This window comes from Providencia sp. PROV073 (assembly GCF_033688125.1).
GTDB classification, from domain to species: Bacteria; Pseudomonadota; Gammaproteobacteria; order Enterobacterales; family Enterobacteriaceae; genus Providencia; species Providencia hangzhouensis.
Window position 1 is genome coordinate 33,015 of record NZ_CP096353.1, and the last position, 20,255, is coordinate 53,269.

At 40.1% G+C, this 20,255-nt stretch carries 17 protein-coding genes; 8 read left to right on the forward strand and 9 right to left on the reverse strand.

What is annotated here, in order from left to right; all coding sequences use genetic code 11:
* The first annotated feature begins 503 nt into the window (after nt 1-503).
* The 8 genes from M1F17_RS00115 (at nt 504) to M1F17_RS00150 (ending at nt 11,000) form a co-directional block, all read left to right on the forward strand.
* Nucleotides 504-2,363, forward strand: coding sequence for an IucA/IucC family protein (locus tag M1F17_RS00115; RefSeq protein ID WP_164454771.1), 1,860 nt, complete (start codon nt 504-506; stop codon nt 2,361-2,363).
* Nucleotides 2,364-2,447: 84 nt separating this feature from the next.
* Entirely contained in the window at nt 2,448-4,619 is a 2,172-nt protein-coding gene (locus M1F17_RS00120; RefSeq protein ID WP_094961999.1) for a TonB-dependent receptor, read from the forward strand.
* A 12-nt stretch (nt 4,620-4,631) separates the two neighbouring features.
* The gene (locus tag M1F17_RS00125) at nt 4,632-6,026 is read left to right on the forward strand and encodes a Y4yA family PLP-dependent enzyme (RefSeq protein WP_094962000.1); all 1,395 of its coding nucleotides are present in this window, start codon (nt 4,632-4,634) and stop codon (nt 6,024-6,026) included.
* Nucleotides 6,027-6,034: 8 nt separating this feature from the next.
* Nucleotides 6,035-7,051 (forward strand): PLP-dependent cysteine synthase family protein, encoded by a 1,017-nt coding sequence (locus M1F17_RS00130; RefSeq protein ID WP_144141671.1) that lies wholly within the window; start codon nt 6,035-6,037, stop codon nt 7,049-7,051.
* Nucleotides 7,052-7,061: 10 nt separating this feature from the next.
* Nucleotides 7,062-8,225, forward strand: coding sequence for an NAD/NADP octopine/nopaline dehydrogenase family protein (locus M1F17_RS00135; RefSeq protein WP_144141674.1), 1,164 nt, complete (start codon nt 7,062-7,064; stop codon nt 8,223-8,225).
* 2 nt (nt 8,226-8,227) lie between these two features.
* A complete protein-coding gene (locus tag M1F17_RS00140; RefSeq protein WP_144141676.1) occupies nt 8,228-9,439 on the forward strand; it encodes an MFS transporter in 1,212 nt (403 codons plus the stop codon).
* Nucleotides 9,423-10,568, forward strand: coding sequence for an ABC transporter substrate-binding protein (locus M1F17_RS00145; protein ID WP_094962004.1), 1,146 nt, complete (start codon nt 9,423-9,425; stop codon nt 10,566-10,568). Before M1F17_RS00140 ends, M1F17_RS00145 begins: the two co-directional genes overlap by 17 nt.
* A gap of 21 nt (nt 10,569-10,589) precedes the next feature.
* Nucleotides 10,590-11,000, forward strand: a complete 411-nt coding sequence (locus tag M1F17_RS00150; RefSeq protein ID WP_094962005.1) for a ParB N-terminal domain-containing protein — start codon at nt 10,590-10,592, stop codon at nt 10,998-11,000.
* Nucleotides 11,001-11,068: 68 nt separating this feature from the next.
* Here M1F17_RS00150 and glmS read toward each other — a convergent pair whose 3' ends face one another.
* The 9 genes from glmS to atpE all read right to left on the reverse strand — a co-directional run bounded on the left by glmS (nt 11,069) and on the right by atpE (nt 20,255).
* A complete protein-coding gene (gene glmS / locus M1F17_RS00155; RefSeq protein WP_094962006.1) occupies nt 11,069-12,901 on the reverse strand; it encodes a glutamine--fructose-6-phosphate transaminase (isomerizing) in 1,833 nt (610 codons plus the stop codon).
* A gap of 207 nt (nt 12,902-13,108) precedes the next feature.
* Nucleotides 13,109-14,479, reverse strand: coding sequence for a bifunctional UDP-N-acetylglucosamine diphosphorylase/glucosamine-1-phosphate N-acetyltransferase GlmU (gene glmU / locus M1F17_RS00160; RefSeq protein WP_094962007.1), 1,371 nt, complete (start codon nt 14,477-14,479; stop codon nt 13,109-13,111).
* Between the two features lie 126 nt (nt 14,480-14,605).
* Complete coding sequence (locus M1F17_RS00165; RefSeq protein ID WP_094962008.1) at nt 14,606-15,031, reverse strand: F0F1 ATP synthase subunit epsilon; 426 nt, start codon at nt 15,029-15,031, stop codon at nt 14,606-14,608.
* A gap of 21 nt (nt 15,032-15,052) precedes the next feature.
* Complete coding sequence (atpD, locus tag M1F17_RS00170; RefSeq protein WP_004906293.1) at nt 15,053-16,435, reverse strand: F0F1 ATP synthase subunit beta; 1,383 nt, start codon at nt 16,433-16,435, stop codon at nt 15,053-15,055.
* Nucleotides 16,436-16,469: 34 nt separating this feature from the next.
* Entirely contained in the window at nt 16,470-17,333 is an 864-nt protein-coding gene (gene atpG, locus M1F17_RS00175) for a F0F1 ATP synthase subunit gamma (protein WP_004906295.1), read from the reverse strand.
* 51 nt (nt 17,334-17,384) lie between these two features.
* On the reverse strand, nt 17,385-18,926 hold the full coding sequence (atpA, locus tag M1F17_RS00180) for a F0F1 ATP synthase subunit alpha (protein ID WP_004906297.1): 1,542 nt from the start codon (nt 18,924-18,926) through the stop codon (nt 17,385-17,387).
* A gap of 14 nt (nt 18,927-18,940) precedes the next feature.
* On the reverse strand, nt 18,941-19,474 hold the full coding sequence (gene atpH / locus M1F17_RS00185; protein WP_004906300.1) for a F0F1 ATP synthase subunit delta: 534 nt from the start codon (nt 19,472-19,474) through the stop codon (nt 18,941-18,943).
* 12 nt (nt 19,475-19,486) lie between these two features.
* Nucleotides 19,487-19,957 (reverse strand): F0F1 ATP synthase subunit B, encoded by a 471-nt coding sequence (gene atpF / locus M1F17_RS00190; protein WP_004906301.1) that lies wholly within the window; start codon nt 19,955-19,957, stop codon nt 19,487-19,489.
* Between the two features lie 58 nt (nt 19,958-20,015).
* On the reverse strand, nt 20,016-20,255 hold the full coding sequence (gene atpE, locus M1F17_RS00195) for a F0F1 ATP synthase subunit C (protein ID WP_004093904.1): 240 nt from the start codon (nt 20,253-20,255) through the stop codon (nt 20,016-20,018).

Sequence of the window (20,255 nt, forward strand, 5' to 3'; positions counted from 1 at the left end):
GATTAAATAATGAACATTTTATTAATCAATTGACCAATTCTAAATAAGGTTAACACTTTCCCAATCCACAATTGGAGAATGTTAGAAACTGCTCACTAAAACACAGTCAACACGATTATTCCCTTGCCTTTAAATTTCAGGTTGTTGACCAAGTTGAAAAAAGCAAACAAACCTATAAATAAGCCCAAGGCTACTACAGTATACAAGGATGCTCCGCTACTTTAAGTCAATAGATATTGATGATAACAAATGGCAAGAAGCATTCCGTGACATGTTACATCTTCTAGATTTCACCTTTCTTGTTAATTATTTGAATAACATATTTATTTCTCTCACTTACAATTGAGAATAAAAAAAAGAATAATTATCATTTACTATTCTTTTATGTGATGCTAACGTTATTAAAATCATCTTTCAAATATTCTTATCTATATCCTCCCTTTAGTGAATATAGATTACAGATGCCGTTAATTGATTCATTTTCGTAGCTTAAGAGGCTGATCATGATAAGTAACCCTATAAAGAAAGTAGCTTTTAACATTAATGAAAAACACTCTAATAATAATGCACTTAGACGTTTAATTCATTGTTTATTTGCTGAGAATCTTATTGATAAAAAGCAAGTTTATTGGGATATAGACCATTGTGGGTATATTTATAAATTTAAGAAAACCCCTTATAAGATTCTTTTTAAGAACATGGAAATATATCCGGTAGATACATTCTTTAATTATGGTGGTATTTATTTAATTAACAACAACAATAAAAAAGAAATTATTCAAACAATATATTATCTTCTAGAAAAATTAGAGGAAGAGTTAAATATAACCTTTAATAATAACAATATTAATAAATTAAAATCAGATATTGAAAACAGTATTAATAATGATATTAACGCTCGCAATTATCGTACCGAATGGTCAGTACTGATTAATACTCAAATGGCAAAATACAATACCAACTATCTGACTGATTGGGTTACCGGACAATATAGTATACGTGATGCGGCTTTATTTCTTGATCAATGGGGCTCATTGGAAGGCCATCCCTATTATCCTACATGGAAAAGTAGGCCAAACATGAGCTTAGAAGATGTTGCAGCTTTATCTCCTGAGTTTAATGCAACGGTAAATTTGACAGTTATGGCGCTACGCCAAGATATGGCCTATGTTGAGTCACTACCTCATGTGGAAAGCATTCATGATTGGTTCCTTCAACGATTCCCTATCGTTGGCCGGCAATGGGTCAAATGGCTTAAACAACAAGGGAAAAATCCATACCAATGGCTGCCTCTTCCCGTTCATGACTGGCATTTAAATCATTGGGTAAAACAACAAGCAACATCACTGATTGACGAAGAAATTTTACTCATTGATGGCCCTCAATTAGAAACAAAACCCACAATGTCATTCAGGACAATGTTACCAACAGATGCAATTAACACCGCATTTATAAAGTTACCTATCGCCGTTTGGATGACCAGTGAAATGCGTAGCTTACAAGCTAAGTCTATCCATATGGGACCTAGAATAAGTCAGCTAATAGATGACATTTTAAACCACGAACATTATTTTAATGGAAAAATGGAGTCTCTGCGTGAAGATGTAGGTATCCATTACCGCCATGCAGTAGAACAAGATGATTCAGCAGGACGCTTTATTTCTGTCGTATTTCGTTGCACCAACGCTTATGAAAAAAACGATCACTTACTGCCAATAACTGTGGCAACTCTATTTACTGATTTACCATATCAACCACGACCAATATTTACTGAATTGATTGAAAAATCAGGTTTAACACCTCAACAATGGTTTAACCAATATGCGACTGTAATTCTAACACCTTGTATTTCGATGTTTTTACTTTATGGAGTTGCTCTGGAAGCCCATCAACAAAACACTCAAGTGCTCTTCACTGTTCAAGGTATTCCTGAGAAATTTTTAATACGTGATTATGGTGATGGTCGAATATTTTTACCTTTATTGAATCAGCGGGGTTATCAGCTGCAAGCTTATCGTTGGCCTGGCATCTTACCTACTATTTTTGAAGAAGATATAGAACCCGTTAGAACATTTCTAATCAGTGCCTGTTTAGTCTGCCATTTACACGAACTTGCCGTACACCTAACTCGATTTTATCGATTGACTGATCACCAGCTTTGGTTAGAACTAAAAACAGTTGTTCATGATGTTTTTAAACAGCTCCAACCACGAGTTGATGATAATTTATGGCGACATGAATACCAAATGTTTATGAATGAGCCTTGGCAAACTCGTTCGCTACTTAGTATGCATATTCAACAATATACTAATTATCGAATACAACATGGGTTAACAAATCCTTTTCTATTATTTCAAAAATAACAAATAGAAATCCATTAACCAAGAAGGCGAGTGTAATACTATTCCCTTCATTTTATTAAAAATCAATTGAATGATAATTTAAATATGAAAAATAATTTAATAGAAAATAAAACTAAACACACAGATAAGAATATAAACATATTCTCTACATGGTTATATATTGTTATTGGGATATCTTGCACAATAACAGCACATGCTCAAACTAATGAGCAAAAAAATAAAGATAGTATTCTAGTTACCACAACAAGTAATAATAATCAGCAACCTAATAACTTTTCATCTAGAATAATGCAAGCAGGATTAATAGGTGATAAGGATATTATGGATATTCCATTTAATATCTCAAATTATAATTCGGCTTATATGCAGTCGCAACAAGCACAGCAAATTTCAGATATTTTATCTCACGATACCTCAATACAAATTAGTAGCTCGAAAGGAGGTCTTCTTGATTCCTTATATATTCGAGGATTTCCTATTACTGAAGGCAATATCAGTGAGTTTGCATTAAATGGAATTTATGGTGTATCTCCTAATTTTCAACTTTTAACGGATTATGCCGAGCGTGTTGATATTTTAAAAGGACCCGCTTCACTGCTATATGGTATGTCTCCTGAAGGTGGAGTTGGTGGAGTTATTAATGTCGTAACTAAACGTGCAAGTGCCCAGCCGATTACACAATTAACCGCTCAGTACCTTAGCGACTCACTATTAGGTGGCAGACTAGATATGGGCCGCCTATATGATCTAGATAATAACCAATACTTTGGTATTCGTGTTAACGGTAGCTACACCAATGGTGATACAGCTGTCGATCATCAAACACGCAGGCAAAGTGTTGGTGCAATTGCGTTAGATTATTCTAATGAACGCTTTCGCTCATCTTTAGATTTAATAATTCAAAACCAAAATATGAATGCTACGAATCGACCATTTTATTTAGGTCCTGATGGTGTTGTCCCTTCGGCCCCGAGTGGGAAAATCAATTTAGCCAGCCCTTGGACATGGTGGAAATCTAATGATGATTCCGCATTACTACATATGGAATATGACATATTAAGCAATACATCGCTATTTATGGATATAGGAGGAGCACTTACTCGTATAGATCGAGTTAATGAGCAAATCTATACAATCCTTAACAATCAAGGCGATATTTCAACCTATATCATGAATTTCCAAACTAAAACTCAACGTTATTCAGTTGGTACTGGGGTTAAAAGTGAATTCATGACGGGTAGAGTATCACATCAACTTGCATTGCAGTGGAATCAATATTTTGATCGCTACCGTATTGGCACTACAGCAGGAACACCTTATACAACCAATTTATTTAATCCTACTTATATTGATAAACAGATCCCTGCTTACGCTAAAATAACTAAACGTTCTGAAAATACACTATCAGGAGTTTCTTTCGTCGATACTATCGGCTTCTTGAATGATTCTTTTATGGTGACTCCAGGCCTTCGCTATCAAAATGTAAAGTCTGACAATTTTACTTTGGGTAAGCTTTCAACTCGTTATGACGAGTCCGCAATCACCCCTCTCGTTAGTGTATTGTTTAAACCTGTAGATAATATTTCTCTATACGCTAATTATGTCGAAGGGCTAAGTAAAGGAAGCACCGCACCAGTTAATGCAAAAAATAGTGGCGAAATGATGAAACCATTTCGTTCAAAACAGTATGAGTTAGGGGTTAAATATGAACAACCATCTGCAATAACCACTTTAAGCCTATTCCAAATTAGTAAACCAAGTGGATCATTAGATCCTAACAGTTTGATTTACTCAGCAAATGATGAACAAAGAAACCGAGGAGTCGAACTAAGTATATCAGGCAAACCTTTTGAATCACTTCGTTTAACGGGTGGTGTTACCTATATTCAAGCCGAGTTGACTAAAACTGCTTCAGGGAAAAACAAAGGGCATGAACCCATCGGTGTATCTCCTTGGGTGGCTAATATTGGAGCCGAATATGATATTCCTTCAGTCTCTGGTTTAAGTATTAATGGCAATGTTAATTATCATACCCGCCAATATGTGAACAAAGAAAATACCCACTCAATTCCTTCATGGACAACCGTTGATGTCGGTTCTGCTTATAAAACAACTGTTTCCAATACCCCTGTAACATTGAGGCTAAACATCAATAATATTTTAAATGAACACTATTGGTCTGGCGTTGCTTCGTACAGCACCTTCGCTCAAGGCTCACCAAGAACTGTAATGGGATCAATTGCTGTGGACTTTTAAGAGGTGAAAATCATGGTGGATCAATCTAACTTAGTCAATATATCAACTGTTGTTCATTTATCAGCTAAAACAATAGCCCCAACAGAGCTTCCTCCTATTATGGATCCTCAGATTCATCAACTGTGTTTTTCTAATAATGAACAGCTTGTCGGATTGATTAAGCGGTATGGTTCACCATTGAACTTAGTTTTTCCTCATACGATGAAACAGAACATCCAAAAACTGAAGGCTGTTTTTCAAGAAAACAACGTGAATGGATGTATTTTATATGGTGTGAAAGTTAATCAATCAAACGTCCTGCTCAGAACAGCTATCGAAGAAAATATTGGAGTTGATGTTTCAAGCCTTCATGAATGGAGAGATGCCAACCAATATGGCATTTCACCTGAAAAAATTTGCGCTACTGGCCCTGCCAAAACAGATGATTTTCTCTGGCAACTGATATTACATAACTCACTAATTGTCGTAGACTCACTTGAAGAATTACAAGATATTCTACATTTATTAGAATTTCAATCACTTAAAGCAAGAGTACTACTGCGATATCAACCGCATTCAAGCCATTCACGATTCGGCATGAAATACCCGGCTTTTGTTAATGCACTTAAATTAGTGAAACAACATGATAAATTACAATGGCAAGGGATCCACTTCCATTTAGGTGGCTATACACTAGCCTCACGGGTACAAGCTTTTCACGAAATATTACCGCTGATTGAATTATCACAACAATTAGGGCTTAACATCCAAACTATCGATATCGGAGGTGGGCTACCTATTCAATATGTCCCAACAGAACATTATCAAGCTTGGGTTAATAATCAATCCACTGAAACTTATCAAAATCACCGTATTCCAGCAGATTTTTATCCTTATGGTAGTGAACAGTCAGCAGAACAATGGCTTAGCACATTACTCACAAGCAAATGTACCGATAATGAAACAATCGCCCAATATATTAATAAGCTAAATGTCACATTAGCGATAGAACCTGGGCGTAGCCTTGTTGATCAAAGCGCCATCACTCTATTTCGAGTTGTACGTACCTGCCAGCAATCCGAACACCCTATTATATTTGTCGAAGGCAGTAGCTTCAGCGCCTGCGAAACGTGGTTTAACTCTGAATTTTTAATCGACCCTTTTCATATTGTTACCAAACAATCAAAACAGCAACCTATCCGAGCATGGATAGCAGGACATAGCTGTTTAGAAGATGATGTTATTACTCACAGACTTATTTTATTTAACAACCTTCCCCAAGCAGGTGACTTATTAGGATTCGTTAATACCGCGGGATATCAAATGGATTTACTTGAGAGTCAATTTCATCGGCACCCAATACCTTGCCGATTATATGTACAGGAAAACAATGTTGGGCAGTTTATCTTTTTCAAAGACACTAAATAGGTAAGCTTATGATCTACAACAAAACCACTGATTTGATAGGTAATACACCCATTTTACGTATTGCAGTTCCCCATAAAAAAAGTGCCTTATTTTTAAAAATAGAAAAGAACAACCCTGGTGGAAGTATGAAGGACAGAATGGCACGCAATATGGTTATTGCAGGGCTAAAATCGGGGAAAATTAAGCCTAAAAGTACCATTATAGAATCATCATCAGGCAATACTGGGATTGGCCTTGCGCTTGCTGCTATTGAATTTGATTTACATTTTATTGCCGTTGTTGATCATCACGCCGCTCCTGACAAAATAGCGATAATGAAAGCACTAGGTGCTGAAATCCGTTATGTTACTGGTAATTATCAGGAAGACGAAGTAGCTGTTGTCGAACGTCAGCGCCTTGCTAGTGAATTAGCCTCCCAACTTCCCAATACAACGTTTATGAATCAATCAGACAATGTAGCAAACTCAGGTGGTTATGCTGCATTAGTTTGTGAACTAATAGAACAAATTGGCAGAATTGATGCATATATAGGCTGTGTTGGCACTGGCGGCTCAATGACTGGTGTTTCTCAAGGCCTAAAGTCCCATAATCCACAAACTATCACTGTTGCCGTTGAACCTGAAGGGTCCATTATTTTTGGATATCCAGGAAAACCTTATTATCAATCAGGTACAGGCACTCCTGAAGGGGACGAAGTTGGATTAGTACTGGACTACAGCTGTATTGACCATAATACACAGGTTTCAGATATTCAAGCATTTGAAACTGCGCGATATATTGCTAGCCAATACGGTTTGTTAATAGGAGGCTCTACCGGAGGAATTGTCTATAAAGCCTTAGAGTATATTAATAACGATACTATTCACGGCAATATCGTTGTTATCGTAGCTGATGGCGGTGAAAAATATCTTAATACCGTATTTAATGAGCAGTGGCTTAGCTCTCGTAATTTGACCTCACCTGATATATCTCATCAACTTAATCATTGGCTTACTAATACTGTTTCTTTAGAGAAAGCTAGCTAAGGAGGAAGTCATGTCGGAAGAAAAACATCTTAATGTTGTGATTTGCGGAGGAGGTCAAACGGGTCACCTTGCTGTAGCTTTATTTAGTCAATATCTAAATATAAAAACATCACTACTGACCCAAAATGCAACAACGGTTGAACGCCATCAACAGCAAAACAATATTCTGTCTGTTCATTACAATAATGGTGAGATAATAAACCATTCTGTTGGATTAATAACCAATTCACCACAACTGGTGATACCTGAAGCTGACATAGTCATTCTTACTGTCCCTTCCCATCATCAAGCAAGTTGGTTACGTTTTATTTCTGCTTATCTATCTTCTTCTAAAACTGTTTTTATCGGTGCTATTCCTGGAATTAATGGTTTTGACTGGCTTGCTGAACAGTTCTTTAAAAACAATCCTAATATCGTGATTTGGGGAATGAAAGATGTTCCTCATATAGCATGGGGATTAGAACCTGGGACTAAAGTCTGTTTCGGTGGAGAAAAGTCGGCACTTTTTATTGCTTTTCATCGTCGAGAAAATGAATCCAATAAAAAGCAGCTTCATAAATTGTTATCAAGGCTATATTCCGCACCTATTAGTATTCTCGATAACTATTTGGAAATTACCCTAACACCAGCAAACCCTATAATGCATAGCTCGGTAATCTACGGGCTAATCGGCCCATACGCTCAATGGCATAATGACTATTTTGAGTCACCTATCTGCTGGTGGAATGATTGTACCGAGCTTAGCGCCTATTATTTACAGCGTTGTGATGAAGAACGACTCTCTATTTGCCGACACTTAATAGACAACTTAGGTATTCCTTTAGTCACAGTAAAGTCCTTAATTGATGAATTACGCGAAGTTTATCCTAAACAAATTAGTGATACAAAAACCCTTTGGTCAATACTTCGTACCAATGAGGCTTACCATGGTATCCAATTACCATTAATAAAACATAAGCAAAGTGGCTGGTCTTTTAATAAACAACATCGAGTATTTCAGGAAGATATTGTTTATGGGCTAAGTTTACTCGTTCATTTAGGTGAGCATCTCAATATTCCACTCCCTTATACGAATGAAATATACACTTGGTGCATGGGGTATCTAGGACTAGACCCTAACATTCCGCATCCTGCCTTCAGCGAGCTAAATCTAACTCAATATCAGGTAAGTTAACCGTGAATTTACTGAAAAGCCATCTGATTATTGGTTTCTTATTTGGTATCCAAATTGTTTCAATGGGAGCGATGGAAATGAGTGGGCCATTTTGGCCTATTCATTTACAACATAATAGCTCGGGTTGGCTACTGTCTTTTTCTTTGACAATGGTTTATGTCGCCCCTATGACTGGTGTCATGTTAACCAGTACATTTTGGGGAAGAATGGGTGATCGAATGGGTAATAAAGCAATGATGATCCGTGCATTGCTTGGCTTAGCAATTACCCAAATTTTATTATCATTTTGTAACGACCCTTGGCTAATTTTATTACTGAGAACTGTGCAAGGAGCTTGCGCAGGGTATATTGCTCCAGCTCAAGCTTATGGCGTTTCAGTCACCGATCCTAAAAAGCGAACACAGCTTTTTGCCTTCCTACAAGTATCTACAAATATCGGATCTTTACTGGGGGCACTTTGTGGTGGGTTAATCTTAGATTATCTCAATTTCTTTTGGATCAATATAATTGCGGGGCTACTCTGTGGTGTTTGCGCAGTCACTGTATTTGTTTTCTTACCTTCAGATAAAAAACATCATCTAGTGATACAAGCAAAAAAAACATCTAACAACAAAAAAAAGTATCGCCCTCAACAAGTTGTGAAACACCTTATGTTATTAATGGGGCTTTTATTAATGAGTAGAATGCTCACCCTCCCCAGTTTTTCATTATACCTCAACCATTCCTACTCAATAGATTTCTGGGTTATTGGGTTAATTTATGGTCTACAAGCAATGGGGGTTATTCTATCTGCTCAGTTATGGGCTAAATGGTTTGAACACCAATCAATAACTGTTTCATTGGTTCGCTTAAAATGGATTATCTTCACCTGTATCATTGTTGTTATCTGTCTTGCATTAACCCCTATAATTTTTTGGTTTGCCTCACTGTACTTGCTTTGGGGAGTTTTACTTGGTGCAACAACGCCAATACTCACGGCATTAATATCTTCAACTACATCCTCTGAACATCAAGGCTATGTACTTGGTCTATCACAAAGTATCAATCAATTCGCTTCTATCGGAGGAATTGCCTTAGGAAGTATATTTATTCTATTTCCTGGAATTGATTGGCTTTTTTATTATGTTTCAGCTGGTTATATCACAAGCCTAATTACAATCATTTTACTGATCAAACATTCATCCAATGAGGAATTATATGAAAGAAAAGCATAAATTATCTATCAAAATAGTATCCCTGTTATTGTTTTCTTTTACTTTGCTATTCTCTACTGCTATTTCAGCAGAGCAGATTGCTGTCACCGACATTCTAGATAGAAAGGTCAAGGTCAACGTTCCAGTGAAAAAAGTCATTTTAGGTGAAGGCCGTATGCTTTACCTAGTCGCCATGCTAGATAAAGAAAACCCTGCAAAACGTATTGTTGCAATGGGGAACGATATGCAAACCTCAGATCCTGCAACATGGCGCCAATATAGTGAGCATTTCCCTGAACTAAAAAAAATTCCAACATTTGGTGGCACAGAAAGACGTTCTTTAAACATAGAGCATGCATTAACTTTACAGCCTGATGTCATCATTATGAATATCGAAGCTAAAACCGCTATTGAAGAGCAAGGTCACGATAAAGCATTACAGAAGGCGGGGATCCCGATTATCTATGTCGATTTTCGCTTTAACCCATCAAAAAATACACCACCAACCATGCGCTTATTCGGTGCTTTATGGGGGAAAGAAAAAACAACTGAGAAATTCATTCAATTTAGAGAAAAACAGCTAAAACGAGTTAGTGATGTACTCACAAAAAATAATCCCCAAAAACCACGCATTTTTATTGAACGCATAGGTGGTTATACCGATGAGTGCTGTCTGACTTTTGGTGATGGTAACTTTGGTCGCTTTGTTTCACTTGCTGGTGGTGACAATATCGGCACAAACAATGCCCCTAACACCTTCTATATGATGAATCCTGAACAAGTGCTTGCCGCTAACCCTGATAAAGTGATTATTACCAGCGCCAACTTTTCAAAATTCATGCCTGAAGGAGATTGGATAGGCTTAGGTCCAAATGAAAACCTCAATGCGGCTAAAATAAAACTAGAAAAATACTTAAAAAAACCCGCCTATACTGGCAGTAATGCCGTTAAGAACCAACAATTTTATGCTATTTGGCATCAATTCTATAACAGCCCTTATGATTTTATTGCTATACAGCAGCTCGCACATTGGATCCACCCAGAACTATTCGCTGATTTAAATGCAGATAAAACATTTAAAACATTCTATGAAAAATTTTTATCTATTCCTTATGAACCTGGATACTTTGTAAGCTTAGATAATAAGTAATTTTTTGATAAAGGTGATGTTATGACTAACGATACCTACCATATTGAATTGAAACCAATACAATTTTTTTGCTCATCAGAAGAAACAGATGAACAGCATGTTGATTATCTTAGCCACAAAATTGCCTGTGATGGGACTTGGACAACACCAATTACATGTGAAATTCACACTGGTATTATTATGGATGGTAACCACCGCTATCAAGTGGCTAAGCAACTAAAACTATCGCTGTTACCTTGTATATTACTGAGTTATCAAGATAATCGAGTCAAAGTCAACTATCAAAACTCAGACCAACCTTATGATGTGAAAAATATTTTTGAAGTTATTTTATATCAAAATAAGCTATTGCCTTATAAAACTACAAAACATCATTTTTCGCCATTATTACCAACAGTTAATTTTAAATTAAGCCTATTAAAAGGCCTGTAAATATAAATAAAAATCCGATTATGCCATTAACAACATAATCGGATTTATTTATATTTCAATCAGCTGAATTACTCAACCGTCACCGACTTCGCCAAGTTACGTGGTTGGTCAACGTCTGTGCCTTTAATCAATGCAACGTGATAAGACAACAGTTGCAGAGGAACAGTGTAGAAAATTGGTGCGATCAGTTCTTCAACATGAGGTAGCGAAACAATTTTCATATTTTCACTGGCTTCAAAGCCTGCATCTTGGTCAGCGAATACATACAGCAAACCACCACGCGCACGGACTTCCTCAATGTTTGATTTCAGTTTTTCTAACAGCTCATTGTTAGGTGCAACGATGATAACAGGCATATCGGCATCAATTAACGCTAATGGGCCGTGCTTTAACTCACCCGCTGCATATGCTTCTGCGTGAATGTAAGAAATCTCTTTTAATTTCAGAGCCCCTTCAACTGCAATAGGGAACTGATCACCGCGACCTAAGAACAATGCGTGATGTTTATCTGAGAAATCTTCTGCCAATGCCTCGATAACTTTATCTTGCGATAACATGCTTTCAATACGAGCCGGTAGCGCATGTAGAGCGTGAGAAATGTTTTCTTCGAGCTCAGGATTAGCACCTTTCAAGCGGCCCATATACGCAACTAACATCAGTAAGACGGTTAACTGTGTGGTAAACGCTTTAGTCGATGCCACACCAATTTCTGCCCCTGCTTTGGTCATTAAAGCAAATTCAGATTCACGTACTAGAGAAGAGCCCGCCACGTTACACACTGCTAAAGAAGTCAGATAACCTAATTCTTTTGATAAACGCAGGGCTGCCAGTGTATCCGCAGTTTCACCTGATTGAGACAACGTAATCATCAGGCTATTTTTACGGTGAGCAGGGTTACGGTAGCGATACTCTGAAGCGATTTCCACATCACAAGGAATACCAGCCAAAGACTCAAACCAATAACGTGCAACCATTCCCGCATTGTAGGATGTCCCGCATGCGACGATTTGGATATGTTCAACTTGAGATAAAATTTCACTTGCACGAGGGCCTAACTCGCTTAAATCGATACCATTGTCTTTGTCAAAACGCCCTTCAAGGGTGTTTTTAATTGCCATTGGTTGTTCGTAAATTTCTTTTTGCATGTAATGGCGATAGACGCCTTTATCGCCTGCATCATATTGAACGTTTGATTCAATTTGCTCGCGATCGACAGCTTCACCACTTTTATCAAAAATACGAACAGTACGACGAGTGACTTCGGCAACATCCCCTTCTTCGAGGTAAATAAAGCGACGAGTCACAGGCAATAATGCTAATTGGTCTGATGCTAAGAAATTTTCACCTACACCTAAACCAATAACCAACGGGCTACCAGAACGTGCAGCAACTAATAATTCAGGAATACGGCTATCCATGATCACGGTACCGTAAGCACCGCGCAATTGTGGGATAACACGTTGAACCACTTCCACCAGCGTGCCACCTTTTTGTTGTTCATGGTGAACAAGGTGAGCAATTACTTCGGTATCAGTTTCTGAACTAAAGATATAACCGAGTTTTTTCAGCTCATCTTTCAATTCTAAATAGTTTTCAATAATGCCATTATGAACAACCGCAATGTAACCAGAGGTATGCGGATGAGCATTACGTTCACTTGGAATCCCATGAGTCGCCCAACGGGTATGTGCAATCCCCGTTCCACCCGATACCGGGTTTTTCTCCGCTTCTTCAGCTAACATTTGCACTTTGCCGACTTCACGTAAGCGTTGCAAATGCCCTTCGTGATCAACCACAGCCATACCGGCTGAATCATAACCACGATACTCAAGACGACGAAGACCTTCTAACAGAATTTCTGCAATATCACGTTGTGCAACAGCACCTACAATTCCACACATATTTTTTTGATTCCTAGACAAAAGGTTCCTTTCTTGAGAAACCTTCATTTGTCGCAACCTAATTGTTGTACAGTTTTCACTGCTCCCCAGCCTTGTAGAAAATGGGGATATTATTTTTATATTGCTACCTTGAGTAGCTATTTTAATTTTCGCGATTAATTCGCATTTATAATAGGAAAGATATTGCTACCTCTCCTCAATATTTACTTATTTTTTCTTAACTGGACGTTGCCAGTTTTTAATATGCATTTGTTTTACACGGCTAACGACAAGTTCGTCTTCATTCACATCACGTGTAACCGTCGTGCCAGCGCCTATTGTTGCACCTTTGGCAACAGAAACTGGCGCAACTAACTGAGTATCAGACCCTACAAACACATCATCACCAATAATGGTTTTATGTTTATTGGCACCATCATAATTACAAGTGATGGTACCTGCGCCAATATTCACATTATCACCAATTTGGGCATCCCCGAGGTAACTTAAATGACCCGCTTTAGAACCTAAACCTAAAGAGGCATTTTTCATTTCGACGAAATTACCGACGTGTGCTTTGGCTGCTAATTTAGCACCTGGACGTAAACGCGCAAAAGGGCCAACCGTACATTCAGCTGACAATTCAGAGTTTTCTATCACTGAATATGGGCTGATAACCGAGTTATCACCAATCACACAGTCTTTCAAAATACAGCCAGATTGAATATGTACGTTATTCCCTAATGTGACATTACCTTCAATAATCACGTTAGTATCAATAATAATATCGCGACCATGAGTCAGCGTTCCGCGCAAATCAAAACGTGCAGGGTCAATCAACATCACGCCGGCTAATAACAGTTTTTCCGCTTGTTCTTTCTGATAAACTCTTTCTAACGCCGCTAGTTGTAGGCGGTTATTCACGCCTTCCATCTCACTTAAATGTTTAGGATGAACGGTTGCAATTTTATTACCTTCTTTATGTGCTAATGCAATAATATCAGTAATATAATATTCGCCTTGTGCGTTATCGTTGTTCAGTTGTGCCAACCAACGTTTAAAATCTTTGCCACTAGCAACCATAATTCCTGTATTGATTTCTTGGATTTTACGTTGCTCTTCACTGGCATCTTTTTGCTCGATAATACCGACAACTTCATTATTTTCACGAATTATACGGCCATACCCTGTTGGGTTATCTAAGATAACCGTCAGTAAACCAATACCGCCTTGTGGTTTGACTTCAATCAGCCTGTCCAAGGTATCTTTAGCGATTAATGGCACGTCACCATAGAGCATGACAATATCTTCATCATCTTGGAAGCTAGGGGCAGCTTGTTGCATCGCATGGCCCGTACCGAGTTGCTCCGCCTGCAATACCCAATTGAGGTTTTGCTCACCCAGTTTTTCTTTCAGTAAATCACCGCCATGTCCGTATACCAGATGAATATCTGATGCACCAATGGATTTTGCTGTATCTATAACATGCTGAACCATTGGTTTGCCTGCAAGCAAATGCAAAACTTTAGGTAGCTCTGAATACATCCGTGTGCCTTTACCGGCAGCTAAAATCACGACACTTTTTCTTTGCACAGTCATTTTTCCTGAAACTCCAACTTAGGGATGAAAGTAAACCTATTTCCTTTATAAATTACTACATATTTCGCTCAAATAAAAAAGCCAGTTAGACTTAACCAACTGGCTTTTTTTACTATACCGCTATCATTACATTAGCTTTTTAGTTAACTCGATGACTCGAAGTTTCGCTATTGCTTTTGCAAGTTCTGCTGATGCCTGAGCATAATCAACATCGCCGTGAGCTTTACGGACGTGTTCTTCCGCTTTGCGTTTAGATTCCACTGCACGAGCTTCGTCTAAATCTTTACCACGGATCGCTGTATCAGCGAGTACGATAACACCATTTGGTTGTACTTCTAAAATACCGCCGGAGAGGTAAATTAGCTCTTCGTCACCAAACTGTTTGGTAATACGTACCATGCCCGGTTTTATGGCAGTCAGCAGCGGGGTATGCTGTGGGTAAATCCCCAGCTCACCTTCACTACCTGTCACCTGAATTTTCTGTACCATGCCTTCAAACATTTGTTTTTCAGCACTCACTACAGTCAGGTGGTATGTCATTGCAGCTACCATATCAACCTCCTGTCAGCTGGATTAAAGCTTTTTAGCTTTTTCCACAGCTTCTTCAATGGTACCAACCATATAGAACGCTTGTTCTGGCAGGTGGTCGTAATCACCGTTCAGGATCCCACTGAAGCCACGGATAGTGTCTTTCAGAGAAACGAACTTACCTGGTGAACCGGTAAATACTTCAGCAACGAAGAATGGTTGAGACAGGAAGCGCTGGATCTTACGAGCACGAGCAACAACCAGTTTGTCTTCTTCAGACAGTTCATCCATACCCAGGATTGCAATGATATCTTTCAGTTCTTGGTAACGTTGCAGAATAGACTGAACGCCACGAGCAACATCATAGTGCTCTTGACCAACAACCAGTGGGTCAAGTTGACGGCTAGTAGAATCCAGAGGGTCAACCGCAGGGTAAATACCCAGTGATGCGATTTGACGGCTCAGAACTACCGTTGCGTCTAAGTGAGCAAAGGTGGTTGCTGGTGATGGGTCAGTCAAGTCATCCGCAGGAACGTAAACCGCTTGAACGGAAGTGATAGAACCTGTTTGAGTTGAGGTAATACGTTCTTGCAGAACACCCATCTCTTCCGCCAGCGTTGGCTGATAACCTACCGCTGAAGGCATACGGCCTAACAGTGCTGATACTTCAGTACCTGCCAGTGTATAACGATAGATGTTGTCAACGAACAGCAGTACGTCACGACCTTCGTCACGGAATTTTTCAGCCATAGTCAGACCAGTCAACGCAACGCGCAGACGGTTTCCTGGTGGCTCGTTCATCTGGCCATAAACCAGTGATACTTTATCCAAAACGTTTGAGTCGGTCATTTCATGATAGAAGTCGTTCCCTTCACGAGTACGCTCACCAACACCTGCGAATACTGAGTAACCTGAGTGCTCAATCGCGATGTTACGGATCAGTTCCATCATGTTTACTGTTTTACCAACACCCGCACCACCGAACAGACCAACTTTACCACCTTTCGCGAATGGACAGATTAAGTCCATTACTTTGATACCGGTTTCCAGCAGTTCTGTTGAGTTAGCTAATTCTTCATAGCTAGGTGCAGCACGGTGAATTGACCAGCGCTCTTCTTCGCCGATATCACCTTTCATATCAATAGGTTGACCCAGAACGTTCATGATACGTCCTAAAGTTGCTTTACCTACTGGTACTTCAATTGGGTGCTCTAAGTTTACAACTTCTAAACCACGGCTCAGACCATCTGATGTACCCATTGCGATACAACGGACAACACCACCGCCTAACTGTTGCTGAACTTCCAACACCAGTTTTTCTTTACCGTTAACAACCTCAAGAGCGTCGTACACTTTTGGTACGTCATCTTGAGGGAACTCGACGTCCACAACGGCGCCGATTACCTGGATAATCTTTCCAGTAGCCATCTTGAATCCTCTACGTAATTCGTAAACCTAGCTGTTAAACCGCGGAAGCACCCGAAACGATTTCGGTAAGCTCCTGAGTAATGCTGGCCTGACGAGCTTTGTTGTAAACCAACTGTAACTCTTTGATCAGGTTTCCACCATTATCAGTAGCGGCTTTCATCGCTACCATTCGTGCGGCCTGCTCACTAGCCAGGTTTTCAACGACGCCCTGATAAACCTGCGACTCGATATAACGACGTAGCAGGGTATCCAGCAACGCCTTAGGATCGGGTTCGTAAATGTAATCCCAAGACTTCTTCTTCAGTGTTTCATCATCACTTGCAGGCAATGGTAACAATTGAAGAATAGTTGGCTCCTGAGACATTGTATTGATGAACTTATTCGTCACCACATACAGTTTATCCAAACGCCCTTCATCATAGGCTTGTAGCATAGTGTTAACTGGACCAATCAAGTCCGAAAGCGTTGGGTTATCCCCCATTCCGGTAACTTGAGTCACGACATTGCCGCCCACAGACCCGAAGAATGATACCGCTTTAGAACCGATTAAAGCCAAATCAACCTGAACGTTTTTCTCAGACCATAACTTCATATCTGCTAACAGTTTTTTGAACAAGTTAATGTTCAAGCCACCACACAGACCACGGTCTGTTGAAACAACCAGATACCCGACACGCTTAACTTCGCGCTCTTCGAGATATGGGTGTTTATATTCCAGATTACCTAACGCTAGGTGACCAATCACACTGCGCATGGTTTCTGCATAAGGACGGCTGGCCGCCATGCGTTCCTGCGTTTTACGCATTTTGGACGCAGCGACCATTTCCATCGCTTTAGTGATCTTTTGTGTATTTTGTACACTTCCGATCTTGGAACGTATCTCTTTTGCGCCGGCCATTTCTGCTTCTCCTTATTAACCAGACGGCCCTAAGAACTGGGCCGAATAGTATTACCAGGACTGAGTTGCTTTAAATGATTCGAGCAGTTTTTTCAACTTGCCTTCGATATCATCGTTATAGCTACCAGCCGGGCCAATTTCGTTCATAAGGTCAGCATGCTCGCGCTGTGCAAAAGAAACTAAAGCAGCTTCAAACGCACCAATTTTCGCTAACTCAACATCATCCAAGAACCCACGTTCTGCCGCGAACAGAGACAGTGCCTGCTCTGCTACTGACATCGGTGCGTACTGTTTCTGTTTCAGCAGTTCAGTTACTTTCTGACCATGACTTAACTGTTTACGAGTCGCGTCATCGAGGTCGGAAGCAAACTGAGCAAACGCTGCCAGTTCACGATACTGAGCAAGTGCGGTACGGATACCACCAGACAGTTTCTTGATAATTTTAGTCTGAGCAGCACCACCAACACGAGATACTGAAATACCTGGGTTAACCGCTGGACGAATACCAGAGTTAAACAGGTTAGATTCCAGGAAGATCTGACCATCTGTAATCGAAATTACGTTTGTTGGTACGAATGCAGAAACGTCACCAGCTTGGGTTTCAATGATAGGCAGAGCTGTCAATGAACCTGTTTTGCCTTTAACTTCACCTTTAGTAAAGTTTTCTACGTATTCAGCGTTAACGCGAGCAGCACGCTCAAGTAAACGTGAGTGCAGATAGAAAACGTCACCAGGGTAAGCTTCACGTCCTGGTGGACGACGTAGCAACAGTGAAATTTGACGGTATGCCACAGCCTGTTTAGACAGGTCATCGTATACGATCAGTGCATCTTCACCGCGGTCACGGAAATATTCACCCATCGCGCAACCAGCATATGGTGCTAAGTATTGCAGAGCAGCTGATTCAGATGCTGTAGCAACAACAACGATAGTATTTTGCAGCGCGCCGTGCTCTTCCAGTTTACGAACTACGTTAGAAACGGTAGACGCTTTCTGGCCGATAGCCACGTACACACATTTGATGCCTGAGTCGCGTTGGTTGATGATTGCATCGATTGCCAAAGCAGTTTTACCTGTTTGACGGTCACCGATAACAAGCTCACGCTGACCACGACCGATTGGAATCATGGCATCGACTGATTTATAACCAGTTTGAACTGGTTGATCAACAGATTGACGGTCGATAACACCTGGAGCAATAACTTCTACAGGAGAGAAGCCATCGTTATCAACAGGACCTTTACCATCAATTGGTTGACCAAGTGTATTCACAACACGTCCTAGCAGGCCACGGCCTACTGGAACTTCAAGAATACGACCAGTACATTTAACTTTCATGCCTTCTGCCAAGTCGGCATAAGGACCCATGACGACCGCACCAACAGAGTCACGCTCTAAGTTCAGTGCGATAGCGTAACGGTTGCCAGGCAGCGCGATCATTTCACCCTGCATGACTTCGGCTAAACCGTGAATACGAATAATACCGTCATTAACGGATACAATCGTACCTTCATTGTGAGCTTCACTCACAACATCGAACTGAGCAATACGCTGTTTGATCAGTTCGCTGATTTCGGTGGAATTCAGTTGCATATGCTCCAGTCCCCTTAAGACTGCAAGACGTCAGTTAAACGCTCTAAGCGACCGCGGATACTCCCGTCAATAACGAGGTCTCCAGCACGAATGATCACTCCAGCAATAACAGACTTATCAATTTTGCAATTCAGCTTAACTTTGCGTGACAGACGTTTTTCCATCGCTGCAGAAATTTTAGCTGACTGCTGTTCACTCAGTTCGTTAGCAGAAATCACATCAACTTCAATGGTTGATTCCAGAGAATCGCGCAATTGGATAAATTGCGTTAACACTTCTGGTAGCGTCGTTAAACGCCCGTTATCCGCCATAACACGAATCAGATTCTGAACATGCTCGTCAATTTCATCTCCACAAACAGAGATAAACGTTTTAGCTAATGTTTCTGGTGCAATAGAACCAGAAAGCAGCTCTCCAACCTGTTCATTGCGCGTCACCTCAGCGGTGAAGGCTAGCATTTCCTGCCATTTAGCAACAGCTTGGTTTTCCACAGCAAAGTCAAAAGCTGCTTTGGCGTAGGGGCGAGCTACAGTAGCAATTTCAGACATGCCCCTCCCTCCTTACAGTTCAGCGACTAGTTTATCAACGATGTCGCTGTTAGCAGCTTCATCCACGGAACGTTCGATGATCTTCTCGGCACCTGCGATAGCAAGCATCGCAACCTGTTTACGTAACTCTTCACGTGCACGTTTGCGCTCAGCATCAATTTCAGCTTGCGCTTGCGCGACGATTTTTGCACGTTCTGCTTCCGCTTCTGCTTTTGCTTCATCAATCATTTGAACGCGCTGTTTATTAGCTTGTTCAATGATGACTTGTGCTTCAGCTTTCGCTTTTTTCAGTCGGTCGGTTGCGTCGGTTTGCGCCAGTTCCAGGTTCTTTTTAGCACGTTCTGCGGAAGATAAACCGTCAGCAATTTCTTTCTGACGTTTTTCAATGGCCGCCATAATCGGTGGCCATACATACTTCATACAGAACCAAACAAACAGGACAAACGCGATAGCCTGGCCGAGGATTGTTGCATTTAGATTCACAGACAATACCTCATATTCATTAGTGAATTAATGTTCTTACAGTGTTCCGTAACGTTAATTAGGCAACAGCGAACATTACATACAAGCCCAGACCAACAGCAATCATCGGAATAGCATCGACCAGACCCATTACGATAAAGAACTGTGTACGCAGCAGAGGAATTAAATCTGGCTGACGAGCAGCACCTTCTAAAAATTTACCACCTAGGATGCCGATACCGATCGCAGCACCGATCGCCGCTAAGCCCATCATCACAGCGGCAGCCATGTACAGCAGATCCATACTCAGGTTTTCCAT

Excerpts from the sequence above, each read along its gene's own strand:
- M1F17_RS00115 (WP_164454771.1), top strand. The coding sequence starts at position 504 with ATGATAAGTAACCCTATAAAGAAAGTAGCTTTTAACATTAATGAAAAA.
- M1F17_RS00120 (WP_094961999.1), top strand. The coding sequence starts at position 2,448 with ATGAAAAATAATTTAATAGAAAATAAAACTAAACACACAGATAAGAAT.
- M1F17_RS00125 (WP_094962000.1), top strand. The coding sequence starts at position 4,632 with ATGGTGGATCAATCTAACTTAGTCAATATATCAACTGTTGTTCATTTA.
- M1F17_RS00130 (WP_144141671.1), top strand. The coding sequence starts at position 6,035 with ATGATCTACAACAAAACCACTGATTTGATAGGTAATACACCCATTTTA.
- M1F17_RS00135 (WP_144141674.1), top strand. The coding sequence starts at position 7,062 with ATGTCGGAAGAAAAACATCTTAATGTTGTGATTTGCGGAGGAGGTCAA.
- M1F17_RS00145 (WP_094962004.1), top strand. The coding sequence starts at position 9,423 with ATGAAAGAAAAGCATAAATTATCTATCAAAATAGTATCCCTGTTATTG.
- M1F17_RS00150 (WP_094962005.1), top strand. The coding sequence starts at position 10,590 with ATGACTAACGATACCTACCATATTGAATTGAAACCAATACAATTTTTT.
- glmS (WP_094962006.1), bottom strand. The coding sequence starts at position 12,901 with ATGTGTGGAATTGTAGGTGCTGTTGCACAACGTGATATTGCAGAAATT.
- glmU (WP_094962007.1), bottom strand. The coding sequence starts at position 14,479 with ATGACTGTGCAAAGAAAAAGTGTCGTGATTTTAGCTGCCGGTAAAGGC.
- M1F17_RS00165 (WP_094962008.1), bottom strand. The coding sequence starts at position 15,031 with ATGGTAGCTGCAATGACATACCACCTGACTGTAGTGAGTGCTGAAAAA.
- atpD (WP_004906293.1), bottom strand. The coding sequence starts at position 16,435 with ATGGCTACTGGAAAGATTATCCAGGTAATCGGCGCCGTTGTGGACGTC.
- atpG (WP_004906295.1), bottom strand. The coding sequence starts at position 17,333 with ATGGCCGGCGCAAAAGAGATACGTTCCAAGATCGGAAGTGTACAAAAT.
- atpA (WP_004906297.1), bottom strand. The coding sequence starts at position 18,926 with ATGCAACTGAATTCCACCGAAATCAGCGAACTGATCAAACAGCGTATT.
- atpH (WP_004906300.1), bottom strand. The coding sequence starts at position 19,474 with ATGTCTGAAATTGCTACTGTAGCTCGCCCCTACGCCAAAGCAGCTTTT.
- atpE (WP_004093904.1), bottom strand. The coding sequence starts at position 20,255 with ATGGAAAACCTGAGTATGGATCTGCTGTACATGGCTGCCGCTGTGATG.